An 18,787-nucleotide genomic window follows, 5' to 3' on the forward strand; every position below is an offset into this window, starting at 1 on the left:
TTGCGGCAGTTTGTTTATTGCCAGTTGGAATAAGAAAGGACTTCATGAAACGTCTGCTGCTAACTGCGGTTCTCACCGTATTGATGATCGCCGAAGTTCACGCCGAGTCCTTCACCATCTCCGATATTCGCGTCAACGGCCTCCAGCGGGTTTCCGCGGGTAGCGTGTTTGGCGCCTTGCCGTTGAACGTTGGGGAACAGGCTGACGACCGTCGCCTGGTGGAATCCACTCGTGCGCTGTTCAAAACCGGCTTCTTTCAAGATATCCAACTGGGTCGTGAAGGCAACGTCCTGGTCATCACTGTCGTGGAGCGGCCTTCTGTCGCCAGTATCGAGATCGAAGGCAACAAGGCGATCTCCACTGAAGACTTGATGAAGGGTCTCAAGCAATCCGGCCTGGCCGAAGGCGAGATCTTCCAGCGTGCCACCCTCGAAGGCGTACGTAACGAGCTGCAACGCCAATATGTTGCCCAGGGCCGTTACTCCGCTTCCGTGGAAACCGAAGTGGTACCGCAGCCGCGCAACCGTGTCGGCCTGAAGGTCAACATCAACGAAGGCACCGTGGCGGCGATCCAGCACATCAACGTGGTGGGCAACACCAAGTTCGCCGACGAAGACCTGATCGACCTGTTCGAACTCAAGACCACCAACTGGCTGTCGTTCTTCAAGAACGACGACAAGTACGCTCGTGAAAAACTCTCCGGTGACCTGGAGCGTCTGCGCTCCTACTACCTGGACCGTGGCTATATCAACATGGATATCGCTTCGACCCAGGTGTCCATCACGCCGGACAAGAAACACGTCTACATCACCGTCAACGTCAACGAAGGCGAGAAGTACCGCGTACGTGACGTGAAACTCAGCGGCGACCTGAAAGTGCCTGAAGACCAGGTCAAGTCCCTGCTGCTGGTTGAGAAGGACCAGGTGTTCTCGCGCAAGCTGATGACCACCACTTCTGAACTGATCACCCGTCGCCTGGGTAACGAAGGCTATACCTTCGCCAACGTCAACGGCGTGCCGACCCCCCATGATGATGACCATACCGTGGACATCACCTTTGTCGTCGATCCGGGCAAGCGTGCCTACGTCAACCGCATCAACTTCCGTGGCAACACCAAGTCCGAGGACGAAGTGCTGCGTCGTGAAATGCGCCAGATGGAAGGTGGCTGGGCTTCGACCTACCTGATCGACCAGTCCAAGACTCGTCTTGAGCGTCTGGGCTTCTTCAAGGAAGTCAACGTCGAGACCCCGGCCGTACCGGGTGTGGATGACCAGGTTGACGTGAACTACGCCGTGGAAGAGCAAGCGTCCGGTTCGATCACCGCCAGCGTCGGTTTTGCACAGAGTGCCGGCCTGATCCTCGGTGGCTCGATTACCCAGAACAACTTCCTGGGTACCGGTAACAAGGTTTCCATCGGCCTGACCCGCAGCGAATACCAGAGCCGCTACAACTTCGGTTATGTGGACCCCTACTGGACTGCTGATGGCGTGAGCCTGGGCTACAACGCCTTCTATCGCACCACCGACTACAAAGACCTCGACGTCGACGTTGCAAGCTATGCGATCGACAGCCTGGGTGCCGGTGTCAACGTGGGCTACCCGATCAGTGAGACCTCGCGCCTGACCTTCGGCCTGACTGCGCAGCAGGATGAAATCAAGACCGGTGTCTACACCGTGGACGAGATCTTCGACTTCACCCGCCGTGAAGGTGACAAGTTCCTCAACTTTAAGGCCTCGGCCGGTTGGTCCGAGTCCACCCTGAACAAAGGCGTGCTGGCCACCCGTGGTCACTCCCAGAGCCTGACCCTGGAAGCCACCACCCCAGGTAGCGACCTGTCGTTCTTCAAGCTCGACTACCGTGGCCAGTTGTTCACGCCGTTGAGCGATAACTACACCATGCGCCTGCACACGGAATTGGGCTATGGTGATGGCTACGGTTCGACCGACGGCCTGCCGTTCTACGAGAACTACTACGCGGGTGGCTTCAACTCGGTACGTGGTTTCAAGGACAGCACCCTGGGCCCTCGTGGTACGCCGAGCCGTGGTGTTGGCATTACCGGTAATACCGGCACCGTAGCTGACTCCGACAACGACCCGCTGCCGTTCGGTGGTAACGTATTGATTCAAGGTGGTGCGGAAATTCTGTTCCCGCTGCCATTCGTCAAGGATCAGCGTTCCCTGCGTACTTCGGTCTTCTGGGATGTGGGTAACGTATTCGACTCCAAGTGCGAGCAGGTCCGGAACCCATCGGGTATCAAGTCCAACACTCAGTGCAACGATGTCAGCCTGAGTAACCTGGCCAGTTCCGTGGGTGTAGGTGTGACCTGGATTACTGCCCTGGGTCCATTGAGCTTCGCCTTGGCGATGCCGATCAAGAAACCGGATAACGCTGAAACCCAGATTTTCCAATTTTCCCTCGGCCAGACGTTCTAAGCGTCCGACCCAAGATAACGACAACGGATTCTGTAGGAGTGCATCGTGCGTAAGTTGACTCAATTGGTTCTTCTGGCAACCGTGCTGGTCGCAACCCCGGCGTTTGCCGAAATGAAAATCGCCGTCCTGAACTATCAGATGGCCCTGCTGGAATCCGACGCGGCCAAGAAGTACGCCGTGGATGCCGAGAAAAAATTCGGCCCACAACTGACCAAGCTCAAGACACTGGAAAGCAGTGCCAAGGGTATTCAGGATCGTCTGGTCGCCGGTGGCGATAAAATGCAGCAAGGCGAGCGCGAGCGTCTGGAGCTTGAATTCAAGCAAAAGGCCCGTGACTATCAGTTCCAGTCCAAGGAGCTGAACGAGGCCAAGGCTGTTGCTGACCGTGAAATGCTCAAGCAACTGAAGCCAAAACTCGACAGCGCTGTGGAAGAAGTCATCAAGAAAGGTGCCTTTGACCTGGTCTTCGAGCGTGGCGCCGTGATCGACGTCAAGCCTCAATACGACATCACCCGCCAGGTGATCGAGCGCATGAACCAGCTGAAGTAAACCATGACCGCGACTATCAAACTCGGCGAGTTGGCCGAGTTCCTGGGGGCCACCTTACGTGGCTCCAAGGAGAAAGAAATCACTGGGCTAGCCACCTTGCAGGAGGCTGGCCCAGCTCAGTTGAGCTTCCTTGCAAACCCCCAATACCGTAAATACCTGGGCGACAGCCAGGCCGCAGCAGTATTGCTGAAGGCCGCTGACGCCGAGACGTTTGCCGGGGATGCGCTGGTGGTGGCAGATCCTTATGCGGCTTACGCGCGGGTGTCCCACCTGTTTGACCCGAAACCCAAGGCCGCTCCAGGCATACATCCTTCTGCGGTCATCGCCGATGACGCACAGGTAGATCCTGCGGCGAGCATCGGTGCTTTTGCGGTGATCGAGAGTGGTGCGCGCATTGGCGCCGGTGTAACGGTAGGGGCTCATTGCTTTATCGGTGCGCGCAGTGAAATCGGTGCAGGCGGTTGGCTCGCACCACGCGTGACCCTCTACCACGATGTGCGTATCGGGCAGCGTGTGGTGATTCAGTCCGGTGCCGTGATCGGCGGCGAAGGCTTCGGCTTCGCCAATGAGAAGGGCATCTGGCAGAAGATTGCCCAGGTTGGCGGTGTGCTGATTGGTGATGATGTGGAGATTGGCGTCAACACTGCTGTCGATCGCGGGGCTTTGGCCGATACCGTGATTGGCAATGGTGTGAAGCTCGACAACCAGATCCAGATCGCCCACAACGTACAGATTGGCGATCATACGGCTATGGCTGCGTGCGTCGGCATTTCCGGCAGCACCAAGATCGGCAAGCACTGCATGCTGGCCGGCGGTGTCGGTCTGGTGGGCCATATCGATGTGTGTGACAACGTTTTCATTACCGGCATGACCATGGTGACCCATTCGATTACCGAGCCTGGGGCCTATTCTTCCGGCACGGCGATGCAACCCGCGGCCGAGTGGCGCAAGAGCGCGGCCCGTTTAAGGCAGCTCGACGACATGGCGCGGCGCCTGAAACATCTGGAAAAGCGTGTTGGGGACGTGACCCCTGGCAGTAATGTTTCATCAGATGGCTGATACCATTTCCATATCAAGTGTGCACAGCAGCTAGACTGCCTTCTTGATTTGCTAGAGGGGCGTGCCTTAGTCCGCGCGCTCCCAATCTTTATTACAGGCTTCCCCCCGAAATGATGGACATCAACGAGATTCGCGAATACCTGCCTCACCGTTACCCGTTCCTGCTGGTGGACCGTGTAGTGGAGCTCAATGTTGAGGAAAAGCGCATTCGTGCCTACAAGAATGTCAGCATCAACGAACCCTTCTTCAATGGCCACTTCCCGGCGCATCCGATCATGCCGGGCGTGTTGATCATCGAAGCAATGGCGCAGGCTGCTGGTATCCTGGGTTTTAAAATGCTCGACCTGAAGCCTGCCGATGGCACGCTTTACTATTTCGTGGGCTCCGACAAACTGCGTTTCCGCAACCCGGTTACCCCGGGTGACCAGTTGATCCTGGAAGCCAAGTTCGTGAGCTGCAAGCGCCAGATCTGGAAATTCGAGTGCCAGGCGTCGGTTGACGGCAAACCTGTGTGCTCCGCCGAAATTATCTGCGCGGAACGCAAACTATGAGTTTGATTGACCCTCGCGCAATCATCGATCCGACGGCCGTGCTGGCCGCCGACGTTGAGGTCGGCCCGTGGTCGATCATCGGCGCAGGTGTGGAAATCGGCGAGGGAACAGTCATCGGGCCGCACGTGATCCTCAAGGGTCCGACCCGCATCGGCAAACACAATCGTATCTACCAGTTTTCCTCGGTAGGCGAAGATACGCCGGACATGAAGTACAAGGGTGAAGAAACCCGCCTGGTAATCGGTGATCACAACATCATTCGTGAAGGCGTGACCATTCACCGTGGCACTGTGCAGGACCGGGCAGAAACCACCCTGGGCGATCACAATCTGGTGATGGCCTATGCGCACATCGGCCATGACAGTGTGATTGGCAACCACTGCATCCTGGTCAACAACACTGCATTGGCCGGCCATGTACACGTTGACGACTGGGCGATCCTGTCCGGTTTCACCCTGGTGCATCAGTATTGCCATATCGGCGCCCACAGCTTTTCCGGCATGGGTACTGCTATTGGTAAGGATGTGCCGGCGTTCGTCACGGTATTTGGCAATCCTGCCGAAGCCCGCAGCATGAACTTCGAAGGCATGCGCCGCCGAGGTTTCAGCGAAGATGCAATCCATGCCCTGCGTCGCGCCTACAAGGTGGTGTATCGCCAGGGCCTGACGGTTGACCAGGCGCTGGCAGAGCTGGCTGAGCCGGCGGCGTTGTTTCCTGAAGTTGCCATATTCCGTGATTCGATCCAGGCATCGACTCGCGGCATCACCCGCTGATCATGGTCACACTGCGTATTGCATTGGTGGCCGGAGAAGCTTCCGGCGATATATTGGGCGCTGGCCTGATGCGCGCGCTCAAGGCGCAGCATCCATCGGTGGAGTTCATCGGGGTCGGCGGCCCATTGATGCAGGCCGAAGGCCTGACTTCCTACTTTCCCATGGAGCGTTTGTCGGTCATGGGGCTGGTGGAAGTGCTCGGGCGCCTGCGCGAGCTGCTCGCTCGACGCAAACTGCTGATCCAGACCCTGATTGCAGAGAAACCGGATGTCTTTATCGGTATCGATGCACCGGACTTCACCCTCAATATCGAACTCAAGCTGCGTCAGGCCGGGATCAAGACCGTGCATTACGTCAGCCCGTCCGTGTGGGCGTGGCGACAGAAGCGTGTCTTGAAGATCCGTGAAGGCTGCGACCTGATGCTGACCCTGCTGCCTTTCGAGGCACGGTTCTATGAAGAAAAGGGCGTGCCGGTAAGGTTTGTCGGCCATACCCTGGCCGATACCATCCCGTTGCAGGCCGATCGTGCCGCAGCCCGCGCCGAGCTGGGCTTGCCCGAGGGGCCGCTGGTGGCGTTGATGCCCGGCAGTCGTGGCGGTGAGGTCGGTCGTCTGGGCGCACTGTTCTTTGATGCGGCTGAACGCCTGCAGGCCCTGAAGCCTGGGGTGCGTTTTGTGCTGCCGTGCTCCAGCCCGCAGCGACGCGCACAAATCGAGGCTTTGTTGGTGGGGCGCGACCTGCCGTTGACACTGCTCGACGGTCACTCGCACCTGGCCCTGGCCGCCTGCGATGCGGTGTTGATCGCTTCCGGTACCGCCACGCTTGAGGCCTTGCTCTATAAACGCCCGATGGTCGTGGCTTATCGCCTGGCGCCGCTGACCTACTGGATTCTCAAGCGCATGGTCAAAAGTCCCTACATCTCCTTGCCCAACCTGCTGGCCCAGCGTTTGTTGGTGCCGGAGTTGTTGCAGGACGCGGCAACGCCCGAAGCATTGGCCCAGACCATTGCGCCGTTGATCGACGGTGGCGAAGAGCAGACCCGTGGGTTTGACGAAATTCACCGTACCTTGCGCCGTGATGCGTCGAACCAGGCAGCAGATGCCGTGTTGACCTTGATCGGCCGCCAGCAGGAAACCCTATGAAGACGCAAATCGGCCTGGATTTCAGCCTGGTTGCCCAAACCCACGAACTGGTTGCCGGTGTCGATGAAGTAGGGCGTGGCCCGCTGTGCGGCGCGGTGGTCACGGCGGCGGTGATTCTGGATCCGAATCGTCCGATCCTCGGCCTCAACGACTCGAAGAAACTGACTGAGGCCCGTCGGGAAAAGCTGTTTGACGAAATTTGCGAAAAGGCCCTCAGTTGGTATATCGCCAGGGCCGAAGTCGAGGAAATCGACGAGCTGAATATCCTGCACGCCACGATGCTGGCCATGCAGCGCGCCGTCGAGGGGCTGCACATTACCCCGAAACTGGCGATGATCGACGGTAATCGCTGCCCGAAGCTGGCAATGCCGGCCGAAGCGGTGGTCAAGGGTGATAGCAAGGTTCCGGCGATTGCCGCCGCCTCGATCCTGGCCAAGGTCAGTCGTGACCGTGAAATGGCGGCGTTCGAATTGATCTATCCGGGCTACGGCATTGGCGGCCATAAAGGCTACCCGACGCCCGTTCATCTGGAAGCCCTGGCCCGATTGGGCCCGACACCGATCCACCGCCGCTCGTTTGCCCCGGTACGCCTGGCTTATGAGGCGCGCGAAAACCTGGCCGAGCGTTAGGCGCAGGCTGATGTTTTACTCAAGGCCCGGTACAATCCGGGCCTTGTTGTTTTCACACGTATCTAGACAGGATCACTATGCCGGCTTCATTCGTTCACCTGCGCCTGCACACTGAATATTCCCTGGTCGACGGCCTGGTACGGATCAAACCGCTGGTCAAAACCCTGGTGGGCATGAACATGCCTGCCGTTGCGGTCACTGACCAGAACAACATGTGTTCCCTGGTCAAGTTCTACAAAAATGCCATGGGCGCCGGGATCAAGCCGATCTGCGGTGCCGACCTCTGGCTGTCCAACAAAGACCCGGACAACGCCCTGAGCCGTATCAGCCTGTTGGCGATGAATGGCGTGGGTTATCGCAACCTGACTGAACTGATTTCCCGTGGTTTCATCGACGGCCAGCGCAATGGCTCGATCATCATCGAGCGTGAATGGGTTGCCGAGGCCAGCGAAGGCCTGATCATGCTGTCGGCGGCTAAAGAGGGCGAGATCGGGATCGCGCTGCTCGGCGGTAATCCGCACGAGGCAGAGGTACTGGCGAGCGAGTGGATGCAGGTCTTCCCGGGCCGCTTCTACCTGGAAGTGCAGCGCACCAACCGCCCCAACGACGAAGAACACTTGCATGCCGCCGTGGCCCTGGCCGAAAAGCTGGGTGCGCCGCTGGTGGCCACCAACGATGTGCGCTTTATCAAGAAAGAAGACTTCGAGGCCCACGAAACCCGCGTCTGCATCGGTGAAGGCCGGGCGCTGGACGATCCACGTCGCTCGAAGAACTATAGCGAAGAGCAATACCTCAAAAGTGCCGAAGAAATGGCCGAGCTGTTCAGTGACCTGCCCGAGGCGCTGGAAAACTCCGTCGAAATTGCCAAGCGCTGCAATATTGAAGTGAAGCTGGGCAAGCACTTCTTGCCCAACTTCCCGATTCCCGATGGCATGACCATCGATGAGTATTTCCGCAAGGTGTCCTTTGATGGCCTGGAAGAGCGTCTTTCCGTTCTGCTGCCCAAGGACACCACTGAAGATTACGAAGCCAAGCGCCAGGTGTATGTCGACCGGCTGAATTTCGAGCTGGATATCATCATCCAGATGGGGTTCCCCGGTTACTTCCTGATCGTAATGGACTTTATCCAGTGGGCCAAAAGCAACGGCGTGCCGGTGGGGCCTGGCCGGGGGTCGGGTGCCGGGTCGCTGGTGGCCTATGTGCAGAAGATCACGGACCTTGATCCGCTGGAATATGACCTGCTGTTCGAACGCTTCCTGAACCCGGAACGGGTATCGATGCCCGACTTCGACGTCGACTTCTGCATGGATGGTCGCGACCGGGTCATCGAATATGTGGCCGAAAAATACGGGCGTAACGCGGTAAGCCAGATCATTACCTTCGGTTCCATGGCGGCCAAGGCGGTCATCCGCGACGTGGCGCGGGTGCAGGGCAAGTCCTACGGCCTGGCGGACCGTTTGTCGAAGATGATTCCCTTTGAAGTCGGCATGACCCTGGAAAAGGCCTACGAGCAGGAAGAAATCCTGCGCGACTTCATCAAGATCGATGAAGAAGCTGCCGAAATCTGGGACATGGCCCGCAAGCTCGAAGGCGTGGTACGTAACGTCGGTAAGCACGCCGGTGGTGTAGTAATCGCGCCGACCAAGCTGACAGACTTTTCGCCGATCTATTGCGACGAAGAAGGCGGTGGCCTGGTAACCCAGTTCGACAAGGATGACGTGGAGGCGGCCGGCCTGGTGAAGTTCGACTTCCTCGGTCTGCGGACCCTGACGATCATCGATTGGGCGCTCAAGACGATCAACCGCGAGCGGGCCAAGGTCGATGAGGCGCCGCTGGACATCGCGTTTATCCCGCTGGACGACAAGCCAACCTACGCCCTGCTGCAAAAAGCCGAGACCACCGCGGTGTTCCAGCTTGAATCGCGCGGCATGAAGGAGCTGATCAAAAAGCTCAAGCCCGACTGCCTGGAAGACTTGATCGCACTGGTGGCCCTGTTCCGTCCGGGCCCGCTGCAATCGGGCATGGTTGATGACTTTATCAACCGTAAGCACGGGCGCGCCGAACTGGCCTACCCGCACTCCGATTACCAGTACGAGGGCCTCAAGCCAGTACTGGCACCGACCTACGGCATCATCCTGTATCAGGAACAGGTGATGCAGATCGCCCAGGTCATGGCCGGCTACACCCTCGGCGGTGCAGACATGCTGCGTCGCGCCATGGGTAAGAAAAAGCCCGAGGAAATGGCCAAGCAGCGCGGCGGTTTCATTGAAGGCTGCGCCACCAACAACATCGACGCTGACCTGGCCGGTAACATCTTTGACCTGGTGGAAAAATTCGCCGGTTATGGCTTCAACAAATCCCACTCCGCCGCCTATGGCCTGGTGTCGTACCAGACTGCCTGGCTGAAAGCCCACTATCCGGCGCCGTTCATGGCGGCGGTACTTTCGGCGGATATGCACAACACCGACAAGGTCGTGACCTTGATCGAAGAAGTGCGGACCATGAAACTGCGCCTCGACGCGCCGGATGTGAACGCCTCGGAGTTCAAGTTCACGGTGAACGACGAGGGCCGCATCATCTATGGCCTGGGCGCGATCAAGGGCGTGGGCGAGGGCCCGGTCGAGGCGATTACGGAGGCGCGCCAGGACGGCCCGTTCAAGGATCTGTTCGATTTCTGCGCTCGGGTCGATCTCAAGCGCATCAACAAACGTACCCTCGATGGCCTGATCCGCAGCGGTGCTCTGGATCGCCTCGGGCCGTATTTCCATGACGAGCCGAAGGCCTACCAGGCCAATATCGACCGTAACCGCGCGGTGCTGCTGACCGCCATGGAAGAAGCGATCAAGGCTGCCGAACAAACCGCCCGTACCCACGACAGCGGGCATGCCGACCTGTTTGGCGGGCTGTTTGTCGAAGAAGATGCCGATGTGTACGCCAATCACCGCAAGGCCAAGGAACTGACCCTCAAGGAACGCCTCAAGGGTGAGAAAGACACCCTGGGCCTGTACCTCACCGGTCACCCGATTGACGAATATGAAGGCGAGATCCGTCGTTTTGCCCGCCAGCGCATCATCGACCTGAAGCCGGCGCGCGATACCCAGACCGTTGCCGGGATGATCATTGCCCTGCGGGTGATGAAGAACAAAAAGGGCGACAAGATGGGTTTCATCACCCTCGACGACCGCTCGGGCCGTATCGAAGCGTCGCTGTTTGCCGACGCCTTCCACTCCGCGCAGTCGCTGTTGCAGACCGACGCGATGGTGGTGGTGGAGGGGGAGGTCAGCAATGATGACTTCTCCGGCGGCCTGCGCCTGCGGATCAAGCGCGTGATGAGCATGGAAGATGCCCGTACCAACCTGGCCGAAAGCCTGCGCCTGAAGGTTAAAACCGAAGCCCTCAAGGGCGATCAGCTACGCTGGCTGGGGGATCTGCTCAAGCGCCACCGTGGCGCGTGCCCGGTGACCATGGAGTACACCGGCAGCGATGCCAAGGCGATGTTGCAGTTTGGCGAGACGTGGCGAATTGACCCGGCCGATGGCTTGATTCAAGCATTGCGTGACCAGTTCGGGCGTGACAACGTCTTCCTCCAATACCGTTGACGGTCAGGGCCATTGTTTTGCCCCTGACCTCGACTCAACATTTAATCTCGACCTTGACGCGCCTCTCCCTTAAGGTAGGGCGCGAATAGACCACCGGCAGGCCTGGCACTCCCTGGCCGTCGACCCAAGACGGACGCTTATGAACCCGAATTTTCTTGATTTCGAACAGCCGATCGCTGACCTGCAAGCCAAGATCGAAGAGCTGCGCCTGGTCGGCAATGACAATTCGCTGAATATCGGCGATGAAATCTTGCGCCTGCAAGACAAGAGCAAGACGCTGACCGAAGACATCTTCGGCAAGCTGACCAGCTGGCAGATCGCGCGCCTGGCCCGCCACCCGCGCCGTCCGTACACCCTGGACTACATCGATCACATCTTCACCGAGTTCGACGAGTTGCATGGCGACCGTCACTTCTCCGATGACGCGGCGATTGTCGGCGGTATTGCCCGCCTGGACGACCAGCCCGTGATGGTGATCGGTCACCAGAAAGGCCGTGAAGTGCGCGAGAAAGTGCGTCGCAACTTCGGTATGCCACGTCCGGAAGGCTACCGTAAGGCCTGTCGCCTGATGGAAATGGCCGAACGCTTCAAAATGCCGATCCTGACCTTTATCGACACCCCGGGCGCCTACCCTGGCATCGACGCCGAAGAGCGTAACCAGAGCGAAGCGATTGCCTGGAACCTGCGGGTGATGGCGCGCCTGAAAACCCCGATCATCGCGACTGTGATCGGTGAAGGCGGTTCCGGCGGTGCGCTGGCCATCGGCGTCTGCGACCAGTTGAACATGTTGCAATACTCCACCTACGCGGTGATCTCGCCGGAAGGCTGCGCCTCGATCCTGTGGAAAACTGCAGAAAAGGCCCCGGATGCTGCCGAAGCCATGGGGATCACCGCTGATCGCCTCAAAGGCCTGGGCATTGTCGACAAAGTGATTGCCGAGCCACTGGGCGGCGCTCACCGCGACCCGGCCGCTGTTTCTGCAACCATTCGCGCCGAACTCTGCGAACAGCTGGCTATGCTCAAGAAGTTCGACAACGAAGCGCTGCTGGCTCGTCGCTACGAGCGCTTGATGAGCTACGGCCTGTAAGGTACCGCATAGCCATATGGATTCGGGTTTGTGTGGGAGCGGGCTTGCTCGCGATAGCAGTGTGTCAGTGCCAGATTAACTGACGGATACACCCCTATCGCGAGCAAGCCCGCTCCCACATTTGCTTTGTGTATGCTTGGCTACCGTATTTCAGTTTTGCGGCGGTAACGTGCGATGAAACCAGCTCTACCCGCCAAACTCCTGCAATCCCTCGCCCCCTGGCGCAACGCCCCGGCCTGGCATATCGCCTACTCCGGTGGACTCGACTCCACTGTCCTGCTGCACCTGCTCGTCGACCTGGCAAAAACCCAACCCCTGCCGCCACTGCGGGCTATCCATGTTCATCATGGCCTTCAGGCTGCGGCTGACGCGTGGCCAGCCCATTGCCAGGCGGTCTGTGGTGCCGCAGGGGTGGCGCTGCGCGTCATGCATGTGCAAGTGCTGCCTGGTGCAAGTCTTGAGCGTGCGGCTCGTGATGCGCGCTACCAGGCGTTCGCCGAGGCGATCAGCCCAGGGGAGTTGCTACTCACAGGCCAGCACCGTGATGATCAGGCTGAAACCCTGTTGTTCCGTCTGCTGCGAGGCGCTGGGGTGCGCGGTCTGGCCGGCATGCCGGCGCAGCGTCCCTTGGGCGCGGGGGGGCTGGCGCGGCCGTTGCTGGACGTATCGCGAACCGAGTTGGAAGCCTACGCCCGCGACCATCAGTTGACCTGGATCGAAGACCCGTCCAACAGCGATCCACGCTTCTCGCGCAATTACCTGCGCCATCAACTGTTCCCGCTGCTCACCGCACGCTGGCCTCAGGCTGTGAATGCCCTGGCGCGTACCACCGGGCATTTGGCAGAGGCCCAGGGGCTGCTCGATGAGTTGGCGCAACTGGATGTACAGGCCGCCAACCAGCCGTCGGGGCTTTCGTGGCTGGCGCTGCCATCGTTGAGCATTGCACCGTTGCGCACTCTTTCCGACGCCCGGCAGCGCAACGCCTTGCGGTACTGGCTGGCGCCTTTGACACGCTTGCCCGATAGCGAGCACTGGGTTGGCTGGAGTGCCTTACGTGATGCCAAGGCGGATGCACAACCCATCTGGCGTTTGGCCGACGGCCAATTGCACCGTTGCAACGATCGCATTTGGTGGTTGCCTACCCAGTGGTCAGAGTTTTCCGACAGTCCATTGAGCTGGTCGCGCCCGCAAAACCCACTACAGTTACCCGGCAACGGCCAACTGCATTTCAGCGGATGTGCCCCTGATGGGCCTTTGAGCATTGGCTACCGCCTGGGCGGTGAAGTCATGGAAGTACCAGGCCGTGGCCGGCGTGACCTCAAGCGTTTGCTCAACGAAAGTGCGGTGCCGGGCTTTGTCCGTGGCAGATTGCCGCTGCTGTACCAAGGCTCCCGTTTGCTGGCTGTGGCCAACCTGGCCAGGGCCTCGACAGGGCAGGGGGATGACTGGCAATTACATTGGACGCCACCAACCTGCGATCAAGGTTTGAGCTGATAGCGCCTTTCCGGTAGACTACGCTCCCTTCTTGATACAACTTCTGTGGATTCTCCTGAAACACAGTCGTTGCCGATTACCAAGCAGTCTTTGCTGGGCGATTCCAAAAAATGTGTAGCGATCAACGTACCGGTGTTCCATTGCTGGTCTGTCACAACGCGGCGGTTTTTTTGAAAGGTGCACTGTGATTAATGCAGGTGATCGGGGGCTTCGGCCTTCCTTCGCTTTCCCCGGCGGCTCCGACCGCTTTAACGCAGACTTCTAGGGTTTTTCATGACGCGCTACATATTCGTCACGGGCGGTGTTGTTTCTTCATTGGGGAAAGGCATTGCCTCCGCTTCGTTGGCGGCCATCCTGGAGGCGCGGGGACTTAAGGTCACCATGCTCAAGCTGGACCCGTACATCAACGTCGACCCGGGCACCATGAGCCCGTTCCAGCACGGTGAAGTGTTCGTCACCCACGACGGCGCCGAGACCGACCTGGACCTGGGCCACTACGAGCGGTTCATCCGCACGACCATGACCCAGAACAACAACTTCACCACTGGCCGTGTCTACGAGCACGTGCTGCGCAAAGAGCGCCGTGGTGACTACCTGGGTGCAACCATCCAGGTGATCCCGCACATCACCGACGAAATCAAGCGCCGCATCATCAAGGGTGCAGGCGATGCCGACGTAGCGATGGTCGAGATCGGTGGCACCGTGGGTGACATCGAATCGCAACCGTTCCTCGAAGCCATCCGCCAGTTGCGTTTCGAAGTCGGCGCCAAGCGCGCGATGCTGATGCACCTGACGCTGGTGCCGTACATCGCCACTGCCGGCGAAACCAAAACCAAGCCAACCCAGCACTCGGTCAAGGAACTGCGTTCCATCGGCCTGCAACCGGACGTGCTGGTGTGCCGCTCCGATCACCCGATCGACATTTCCTCGCGTCGCAAGATCGCCCAGTTCACCAACGTTGAAGAGCGTGCGGTGATTGCCCTGGAAGACGCCGACACCATCTACAAGATCCCGGGCATCCTGCATTCCCAAGGCCTGGATGATTTTGTGGTCGAGCGTTTCGGCTTGCAGTGCAATGGCGCGGACCTGTCCGAGTGGGAAGCGGTGGTTGACGCCAAGCTCAACCCTGAGCACGAAGTGACCATCGCCATGGTCGGCAAGTACATGGAACTGCTGGACGCGTACAAGTCGCTGATCGAAGCGATGAGCCACGCCGGCATCAGCAACCGGACCAAGGTCAACCTGCGCTACATCGATTCCGAAGATATCGAGAACCAGGGCACCGCGCTGCTCGAAGGTGTTGACGCGATCCTCGTTCCAGGCGGTTTCGGCCTGCGTGGCGTGGAAGGCAAGATCACCGCCGTGCAGTACGCTCGTGAGAACAAAGTGCCGTACCTGGGTATCTGCCTGGGCATGCAAGTGGCTGTTATCGAGTTCGCCCGTAACGTGCTGGGCTGGAAAGACGCCAACTCCACCGAGTTCGATCACACCAGCGGCCACCCGGTCGTGGGCCTGATCACCGAGTGGGAAGATGCCACCGGCGCTGTTGAAACCCGTACCGAAACCTCCGACCTGGGCGGCACCATGCGCCTTGGCGCACAGGATTGCCTGCTGGAGTCCGGTTCGCTGGTGCACGACTGCTACGGCAAGGACGTGATTGTCGAGCGTCACCGTCACCGTTATGAGGTGAACAACAACCTGCTGCCGCAGATCAAGGAAGCTGGCCTGAAAATCTCCGGTCGCTCCGGTGATGGCAAGTTGGTTGAAGTGGTCGAGGCACCGGATCATCCATGGTTCGTCGCGTGCCAGTTCCACCCTGAGTTCACCTCGACTCCACGCGACGGTCACCCGTTGTTCAGCGGCTTCGTCAAGGCTGCACTGACGCAACATCAGAAGAAGGCGTAAACCTGATGGCCCAGAAGATCATTCGCGTAGGCGACATCGAGATTGCCAACGACAAGCCCATGGTGCTGTTTGGCGGCATGAACGTACTGGAAAGCCGCGACATGGCGATGCAGGTCTGTGAAGAGTACGTAAAGGTTACCGAGAAACTGGGTATCCCTTATGTATTCAAGGCCAGCTTCGACAAGGCCAACCGTTCGTCCGTGACCTCCTATCGCGGCCCGGGCCTTGAAGAAGGCATGCGGATCTTCCAGGACATCAAGCAAGCCTTTGGCGTGCCGATCATCACCGACGTCCACGAGCCTGAGCAGGCTGCGGTGGTCGCCGAGGTGTGTGACATCATCCAGTTGCCGGCCTTCCTGTCGCGCCAGACCGACCTGGTTGTCGCGATGGCCAAGACCGGCGCTGTGATCAATATCAAGAAAGCCCAGTTCCTTGCACCCCAGGAAATGAAACACATCCTGAACAAGTGCGTGGAAGCGGGTAACGACCAGTTGATCCTCTGCGAGCGTGGTTCGAGCTTTGGCTACAACAACCTCGTGGTGGACATGCTCGGTTTCGGCATCATGAAACAGTTCGAGTACCCGGTATTCTTCGACGTGACCCACGCGCTGCAAATGCCGGGTGGTCGCGCAGATTCTGCTGGTGGGCGACGTGCCCAGGTGCTGGACCTGGCCAAGGCGGGCATCAGCCAGTCCCTGGCCGGCCTGTTCCTGGAAGCCCATCCCGATCCGGACAACGCCAAGTGCGACGGCCCATGCGCCCTGCGCCTGGACAAGCTGGAGCCATTCCTGGCCCAGCTCAAGCAGTTGGACGAACTGGTCAAGAGTTTTCCGACGGTAGAAACCGCGTAACCCGCGTTTCTCCGGTAAACTTTCCGCGCTTTATGCTCAGGCCTTAGGGCCTGAGCCTTGTCGTCTGCAAGCCTGCCCCGTTGTTCCACCCTTGCGGTCGGTCAAAAGATTTCCTTCAGCTGCGTCGTTTTCGTCAACTTTGGAGTGTTTACAACAATGGCAAAAATCGTCGACATCAAAGGTCGTGAAGTTCTCGACTCCCGTGGCAACCCCACCGTCGAAGCCGACGTGCTTCTCGATAACGGTATCATCGGCAGCGCCTGCGCGCCGTCCGGTGCTTCCACCGGTTCGCGCGAAGCGCTGGAACTGCGTGATGGCGACAAGAGTCGTTACCTGGGCAAGGGTGTCCTCAAGGCGGTAGCCAACATCAACGGTCCGATCCGCGACCTGTTGCTGGGCAAGGACCCGCTGGACCAGAAAGCCCTGGACCACGCGATGATCAAGCTCGACGGCACTGAAAACAAAGGCAGCCTCGGCGCCAATGCGATCCTTGCTGTGTCCCTGGCGGCTGCCAAGGCGGCTGCGCAGGATCAGGACCTGCCGTTGTACGCGCACATTGCCAACCTGAACGGTACTCCGGGTGTCTACTCGATGCCGGTGCCGATGATGAACATCATCAACGGTGGCGAGCATGCGGATAACAACGTTGATATCCAGGAATTCATGGTACAGCCGGTTGGCGCCAAGACCTTCTCCGAAGGCCTGCGCATGGGCACCGAGATTTTCCATCACTTGAAAGCTGTGCTGAAGGCCCGTGGCCTGAGCACTGCCGTAGGCGATGAGGGTGGTTTCGCACCGAACCTGGCGTCCAACGAAGATGCACTGAAAGTGATCTCCGAAGCCGTGGCCAACGCTGGCTACAAGCTGGGCACCGACGTGACCCTGGCCCTGGACTGCGCGGCCAGCGAGTTCTACGAAGATGGCAAGTACAACCTGTCCGGCGAAGGCCAGGTGTTCACCGCCGAAGGTTTTGCTGACTACCTCAAAGGCTTGAGCGAACGTTACCCGATCATCTCCATTGAAGATGGCCTGGACGAGTCCGACTGGGACGGCTGGAAGATCCTCACCGACAAGATCGGCGAAAAAGTCCAACTGGTAGGCGACGACCTGTTTGTGACCAACACCAAGATCCTGAAAGAAGGCATCGACAAGAAGATTGCCAACTCGATCCTGATCAAGTTCAACCAGATCGGCACCCTGACCGAAACCCTGGAAGCCATCCAGATGGCCAAGGCTGCCGGCTACACGGCTGTGATCTCGCACCGCTCCGGCGAAACCGAAGATTCGACCATTGCCGACCTGGCTGTGGGCACCTCGGCGGGCCAGATCAAAACCGGTTCGCTGTGCCGTTCCGACCGCGTTTCCAAGTACAACCAACTGCTGCGTATCGAAGAGCAATTGGGCGGTAAAGCCAAATACAACGGTCGCGGTGAGTTTCGCGGCTGAGTAGTTGATGGTAAAAAGACAACAGATTGTGTCGGAAAACTCACTGTAGAGTGAATTTGCGCACTAATCTGATGCCTATCAAGCACAAGCCTGGTTCTTCCAGGCTTCGTGCTATCAGTTGTTTCAAAAGTTTTGCATGGCTGTCTTTTTTCACTGGATACCCGATATTCGATGCGCAGTCCCAATTGGTTGTTCCTCGTCTTGCTCTTGCTGCTGGCTGGCCTGCAGTACCGCCTTTGGGTGGGCAATGGCAGCCTGGCGCAGGTAACCGACCTGACCCAGCAAATTGCCGCACAGCACGCCGAGAACGAGGTGTTGCTGGAGCGCAACCGTGTGCTCGATGCCGAAGTGCTTGAGTTGAAAAAAGGCATGGAGACCGTTGAAGAACGGGCTCGTCATGAGTTGGGCATGGTCAAGGAGGGCGAAACCCTCTACCAGTTGGCCCAATGAGTTTCTGTTTGCCGGCCTTCTGGGCCGTGATTCCTGCCGCGGGCGTCGGTGCCCGTATGGCTGCTGACCGTCCCAAGCAATATCTGCAACTGGGCGGGCGCACTATTCTCGAACACAGCCTTGGCTGTTTTCTCGACCATCCGAGCCTCAAGGGTTTGGTAGTCAGTCTGGCTGTCGATGATCCTTACTGGCCAAGCCTGGCATGCGCTGGCGACCCGCGTATCCAGCGCGCAGACGGTGGTTCGCAGCGTTCAGGCTCGGTACTCAATGCGTTGCTGCAACTCAATGCCCTGGGCGCCAGCGATGACGACTGGGTGCTGGTGCATGATGCTGCACGGCCGAACCTGAGCCGCGAGGACCTCGACAAGTTGCTGGCGGAGCTGGCGGACGATCCAGTCGGTGGTTTGCTGGCCGTACCGGCCCGCGACACTCTCAAGCGTGTCGACAAGCACGGGCGGGTCGTGGAAACCATTGACCGCAGCCTGATCTGGCAAGCCTATACGCCGCAGATGTTTCGCCTTGGGGCCTTGCACCGTGCCTTGGCCGATAGCCTCGTGGCCGATGCGGTCATCACCGACGAAGCCTCGGCCATGGAATGGTCCGGCCAGGCGCCACGCCTGATTGAAGGGCGAGCGGACAATATCAAGGTGACCCGGCCGGAAGACTTGGAGTGGCTCAGGTTGCGGTGGGCGAATCGTCGCTAGTCAGTTACACCGAGTTGACTCTATCGCAGGCACTTGACCGCATCCCACCAAGTATATGCGGTCCAAAGTGTGGGAGCTGGCTTGCCTGCGATGAGGCCGGGCCTGACACCCCAGCA

Annotated in this window: 15 protein-coding genes; all 15 read left to right on the top strand. The window is 59.0% G+C overall.

Annotation, left to right across the window (positions count from 1 at the left end; translation table 11 throughout):
• The first annotated feature begins 44 nt into the window (after nt 1-44).
• Nucleotides 45-2,432, top strand: a complete 2,388-nt coding sequence (gene bamA / locus BFQ03_RS13745; protein ID WP_032858162.1) for an outer membrane protein assembly factor BamA — start codon at nt 45-47, stop codon at nt 2,430-2,432.
• 45 nt (nt 2,433-2,477) lie between these two features.
• On the top strand, nt 2,478-2,981 hold the full coding sequence (locus tag BFQ03_RS13750; RefSeq protein ID WP_003219314.1) for an OmpH/Skp family outer membrane protein: 504 nt from the start codon (nt 2,478-2,480) through the stop codon (nt 2,979-2,981).
• 3 nt (nt 2,982-2,984) lie between these two features.
• On the top strand, nt 2,985-4,040 hold the full coding sequence (gene lpxD, locus BFQ03_RS13755) for a UDP-3-O-(3-hydroxymyristoyl)glucosamine N-acyltransferase (protein ID WP_032858161.1): 1,056 nt from the start codon (nt 2,985-2,987) through the stop codon (nt 4,038-4,040).
• 110 nt (nt 4,041-4,150) lie between these two features.
• The gene (fabZ, locus tag BFQ03_RS13760) at nt 4,151-4,591 is read left to right on the top strand and encodes a 3-hydroxyacyl-ACP dehydratase FabZ (RefSeq protein ID WP_029297270.1); all 441 of its coding nucleotides are present in this window, start codon (nt 4,151-4,153) and stop codon (nt 4,589-4,591) included.
• Nucleotides 4,588-5,364: an acyl-ACP--UDP-N-acetylglucosamine O-acyltransferase gene (gene lpxA / locus BFQ03_RS13765; RefSeq protein ID WP_032858160.1), complete on the top strand. Its 777-nt coding sequence runs from the start codon at nt 4,588-4,590 to the stop codon at nt 5,362-5,364. Before fabZ ends, lpxA begins: the two co-directional genes overlap by 4 nt.
• Nucleotides 5,364-6,506, top strand: a complete 1,143-nt coding sequence (gene lpxB / locus BFQ03_RS13770; protein WP_162237634.1) for a lipid-A-disaccharide synthase — start codon at nt 5,364-5,366, stop codon at nt 6,504-6,506. The genes lpxA and lpxB overlap by 1 nt, the downstream gene beginning before the upstream one ends.
• Nucleotides 6,503-7,135 (top strand): ribonuclease HII, encoded by a 633-nt coding sequence (rnhB, locus tag BFQ03_RS13775; protein WP_065943347.1) that lies wholly within the window; start codon nt 6,503-6,505, stop codon nt 7,133-7,135. Before lpxB ends, rnhB begins: the two co-directional genes overlap by 4 nt.
• Before the next feature lie 77 nt (nt 7,136-7,212).
• Entirely contained in the window at nt 7,213-10,734 is a 3,522-nt protein-coding gene (dnaE, locus tag BFQ03_RS13780) for a DNA polymerase III subunit alpha (RefSeq protein ID WP_032858156.1), read from the top strand.
• 139 nt (nt 10,735-10,873) lie between these two features.
• Complete coding sequence (locus tag BFQ03_RS13785) at nt 10,874-11,821, top strand: acetyl-CoA carboxylase carboxyltransferase subunit alpha (protein WP_032858155.1); 948 nt, start codon at nt 10,874-10,876, stop codon at nt 11,819-11,821.
• Nucleotides 11,822-11,995: 174 nt separating this feature from the next.
• Nucleotides 11,996-13,315 (top strand): tRNA lysidine(34) synthetase TilS, encoded by a 1,320-nt coding sequence (gene tilS, locus BFQ03_RS13790; protein WP_065943348.1) that lies wholly within the window; start codon nt 11,996-11,998, stop codon nt 13,313-13,315.
• Between the two features lie 273 nt (nt 13,316-13,588).
• The gene (locus BFQ03_RS13795; RefSeq protein WP_029297256.1) at nt 13,589-15,220 is read left to right on the top strand and encodes a CTP synthase; all 1,632 of its coding nucleotides are present in this window, start codon (nt 13,589-13,591) and stop codon (nt 15,218-15,220) included.
• 5 nt (nt 15,221-15,225) lie between these two features.
• Nucleotides 15,226-16,071, top strand: coding sequence for a 3-deoxy-8-phosphooctulonate synthase (kdsA, locus tag BFQ03_RS13800; protein WP_010212442.1), 846 nt, complete (start codon nt 15,226-15,228; stop codon nt 16,069-16,071).
• 156 nt (nt 16,072-16,227) lie between these two features.
• Nucleotides 16,228-17,517 (top strand): phosphopyruvate hydratase, encoded by a 1,290-nt coding sequence (gene eno, locus BFQ03_RS13805; RefSeq protein WP_032858151.1) that lies wholly within the window; start codon nt 16,228-16,230, stop codon nt 17,515-17,517.
• 171 nt (nt 17,518-17,688) lie between these two features.
• A complete protein-coding gene (gene ftsB / locus BFQ03_RS13810) occupies nt 17,689-17,967 on the top strand; it encodes a cell division protein FtsB (RefSeq protein WP_029297251.1) in 279 nt (92 codons plus the stop codon).
• The gene (ispD, locus tag BFQ03_RS13815) at nt 17,964-18,671 is read left to right on the top strand and encodes a 2-C-methyl-D-erythritol 4-phosphate cytidylyltransferase (protein ID WP_032858149.1); all 708 of its coding nucleotides are present in this window, start codon (nt 17,964-17,966) and stop codon (nt 18,669-18,671) included. The genes ftsB and ispD overlap by 4 nt, the downstream gene beginning before the upstream one ends.
• Nucleotides 18,672-18,787: the final 116 nt, after the last annotated feature.

Source organism: Pseudomonas sp. 25 R 14 (genome assembly GCF_900004755.1).
Taxonomy (GTDB): Bacteria; Pseudomonadota; Gammaproteobacteria; order Pseudomonadales; family Pseudomonadaceae; genus Aquipseudomonas; species Aquipseudomonas brenneri.

Excerpts from the sequence above, each read along its gene's own strand:
- bamA (WP_032858162.1), top strand. The coding sequence starts at position 45 with ATGAAACGTCTGCTGCTAACTGCGGTTCTCACCGTATTGATGATCGCC.
- tilS (WP_065943348.1), top strand. The coding sequence starts at position 11,996 with ATGAAACCAGCTCTACCCGCCAAACTCCTGCAATCCCTCGCCCCCTGG.
- ftsB (WP_029297251.1), top strand. The coding sequence starts at position 17,689 with ATGCGCAGTCCCAATTGGTTGTTCCTCGTCTTGCTCTTGCTGCTGGCT.
- BFQ03_RS13795 (WP_029297256.1), top strand. The coding sequence starts at position 13,589 with ATGACGCGCTACATATTCGTCACGGGCGGTGTTGTTTCTTCATTGGGG.
- lpxA (WP_032858160.1), top strand. The coding sequence starts at position 4,588 with ATGAGTTTGATTGACCCTCGCGCAATCATCGATCCGACGGCCGTGCTG.
- dnaE (WP_032858156.1), top strand. The coding sequence starts at position 7,213 with ATGCCGGCTTCATTCGTTCACCTGCGCCTGCACACTGAATATTCCCTG.
- ispD (WP_032858149.1), top strand. The coding sequence starts at position 17,964 with ATGAGTTTCTGTTTGCCGGCCTTCTGGGCCGTGATTCCTGCCGCGGGC.
- fabZ (WP_029297270.1), top strand. The coding sequence starts at position 4,151 with ATGATGGACATCAACGAGATTCGCGAATACCTGCCTCACCGTTACCCG.
- rnhB (WP_065943347.1), top strand. The coding sequence starts at position 6,503 with ATGAAGACGCAAATCGGCCTGGATTTCAGCCTGGTTGCCCAAACCCAC.
- lpxD (WP_032858161.1), top strand. The coding sequence starts at position 2,985 with ATGACCGCGACTATCAAACTCGGCGAGTTGGCCGAGTTCCTGGGGGCC.
- kdsA (WP_010212442.1), top strand. The coding sequence starts at position 15,226 with ATGGCCCAGAAGATCATTCGCGTAGGCGACATCGAGATTGCCAACGAC.
- eno (WP_032858151.1), top strand. The coding sequence starts at position 16,228 with ATGGCAAAAATCGTCGACATCAAAGGTCGTGAAGTTCTCGACTCCCGT.
- BFQ03_RS13785 (WP_032858155.1), top strand. The coding sequence starts at position 10,874 with ATGAACCCGAATTTTCTTGATTTCGAACAGCCGATCGCTGACCTGCAA.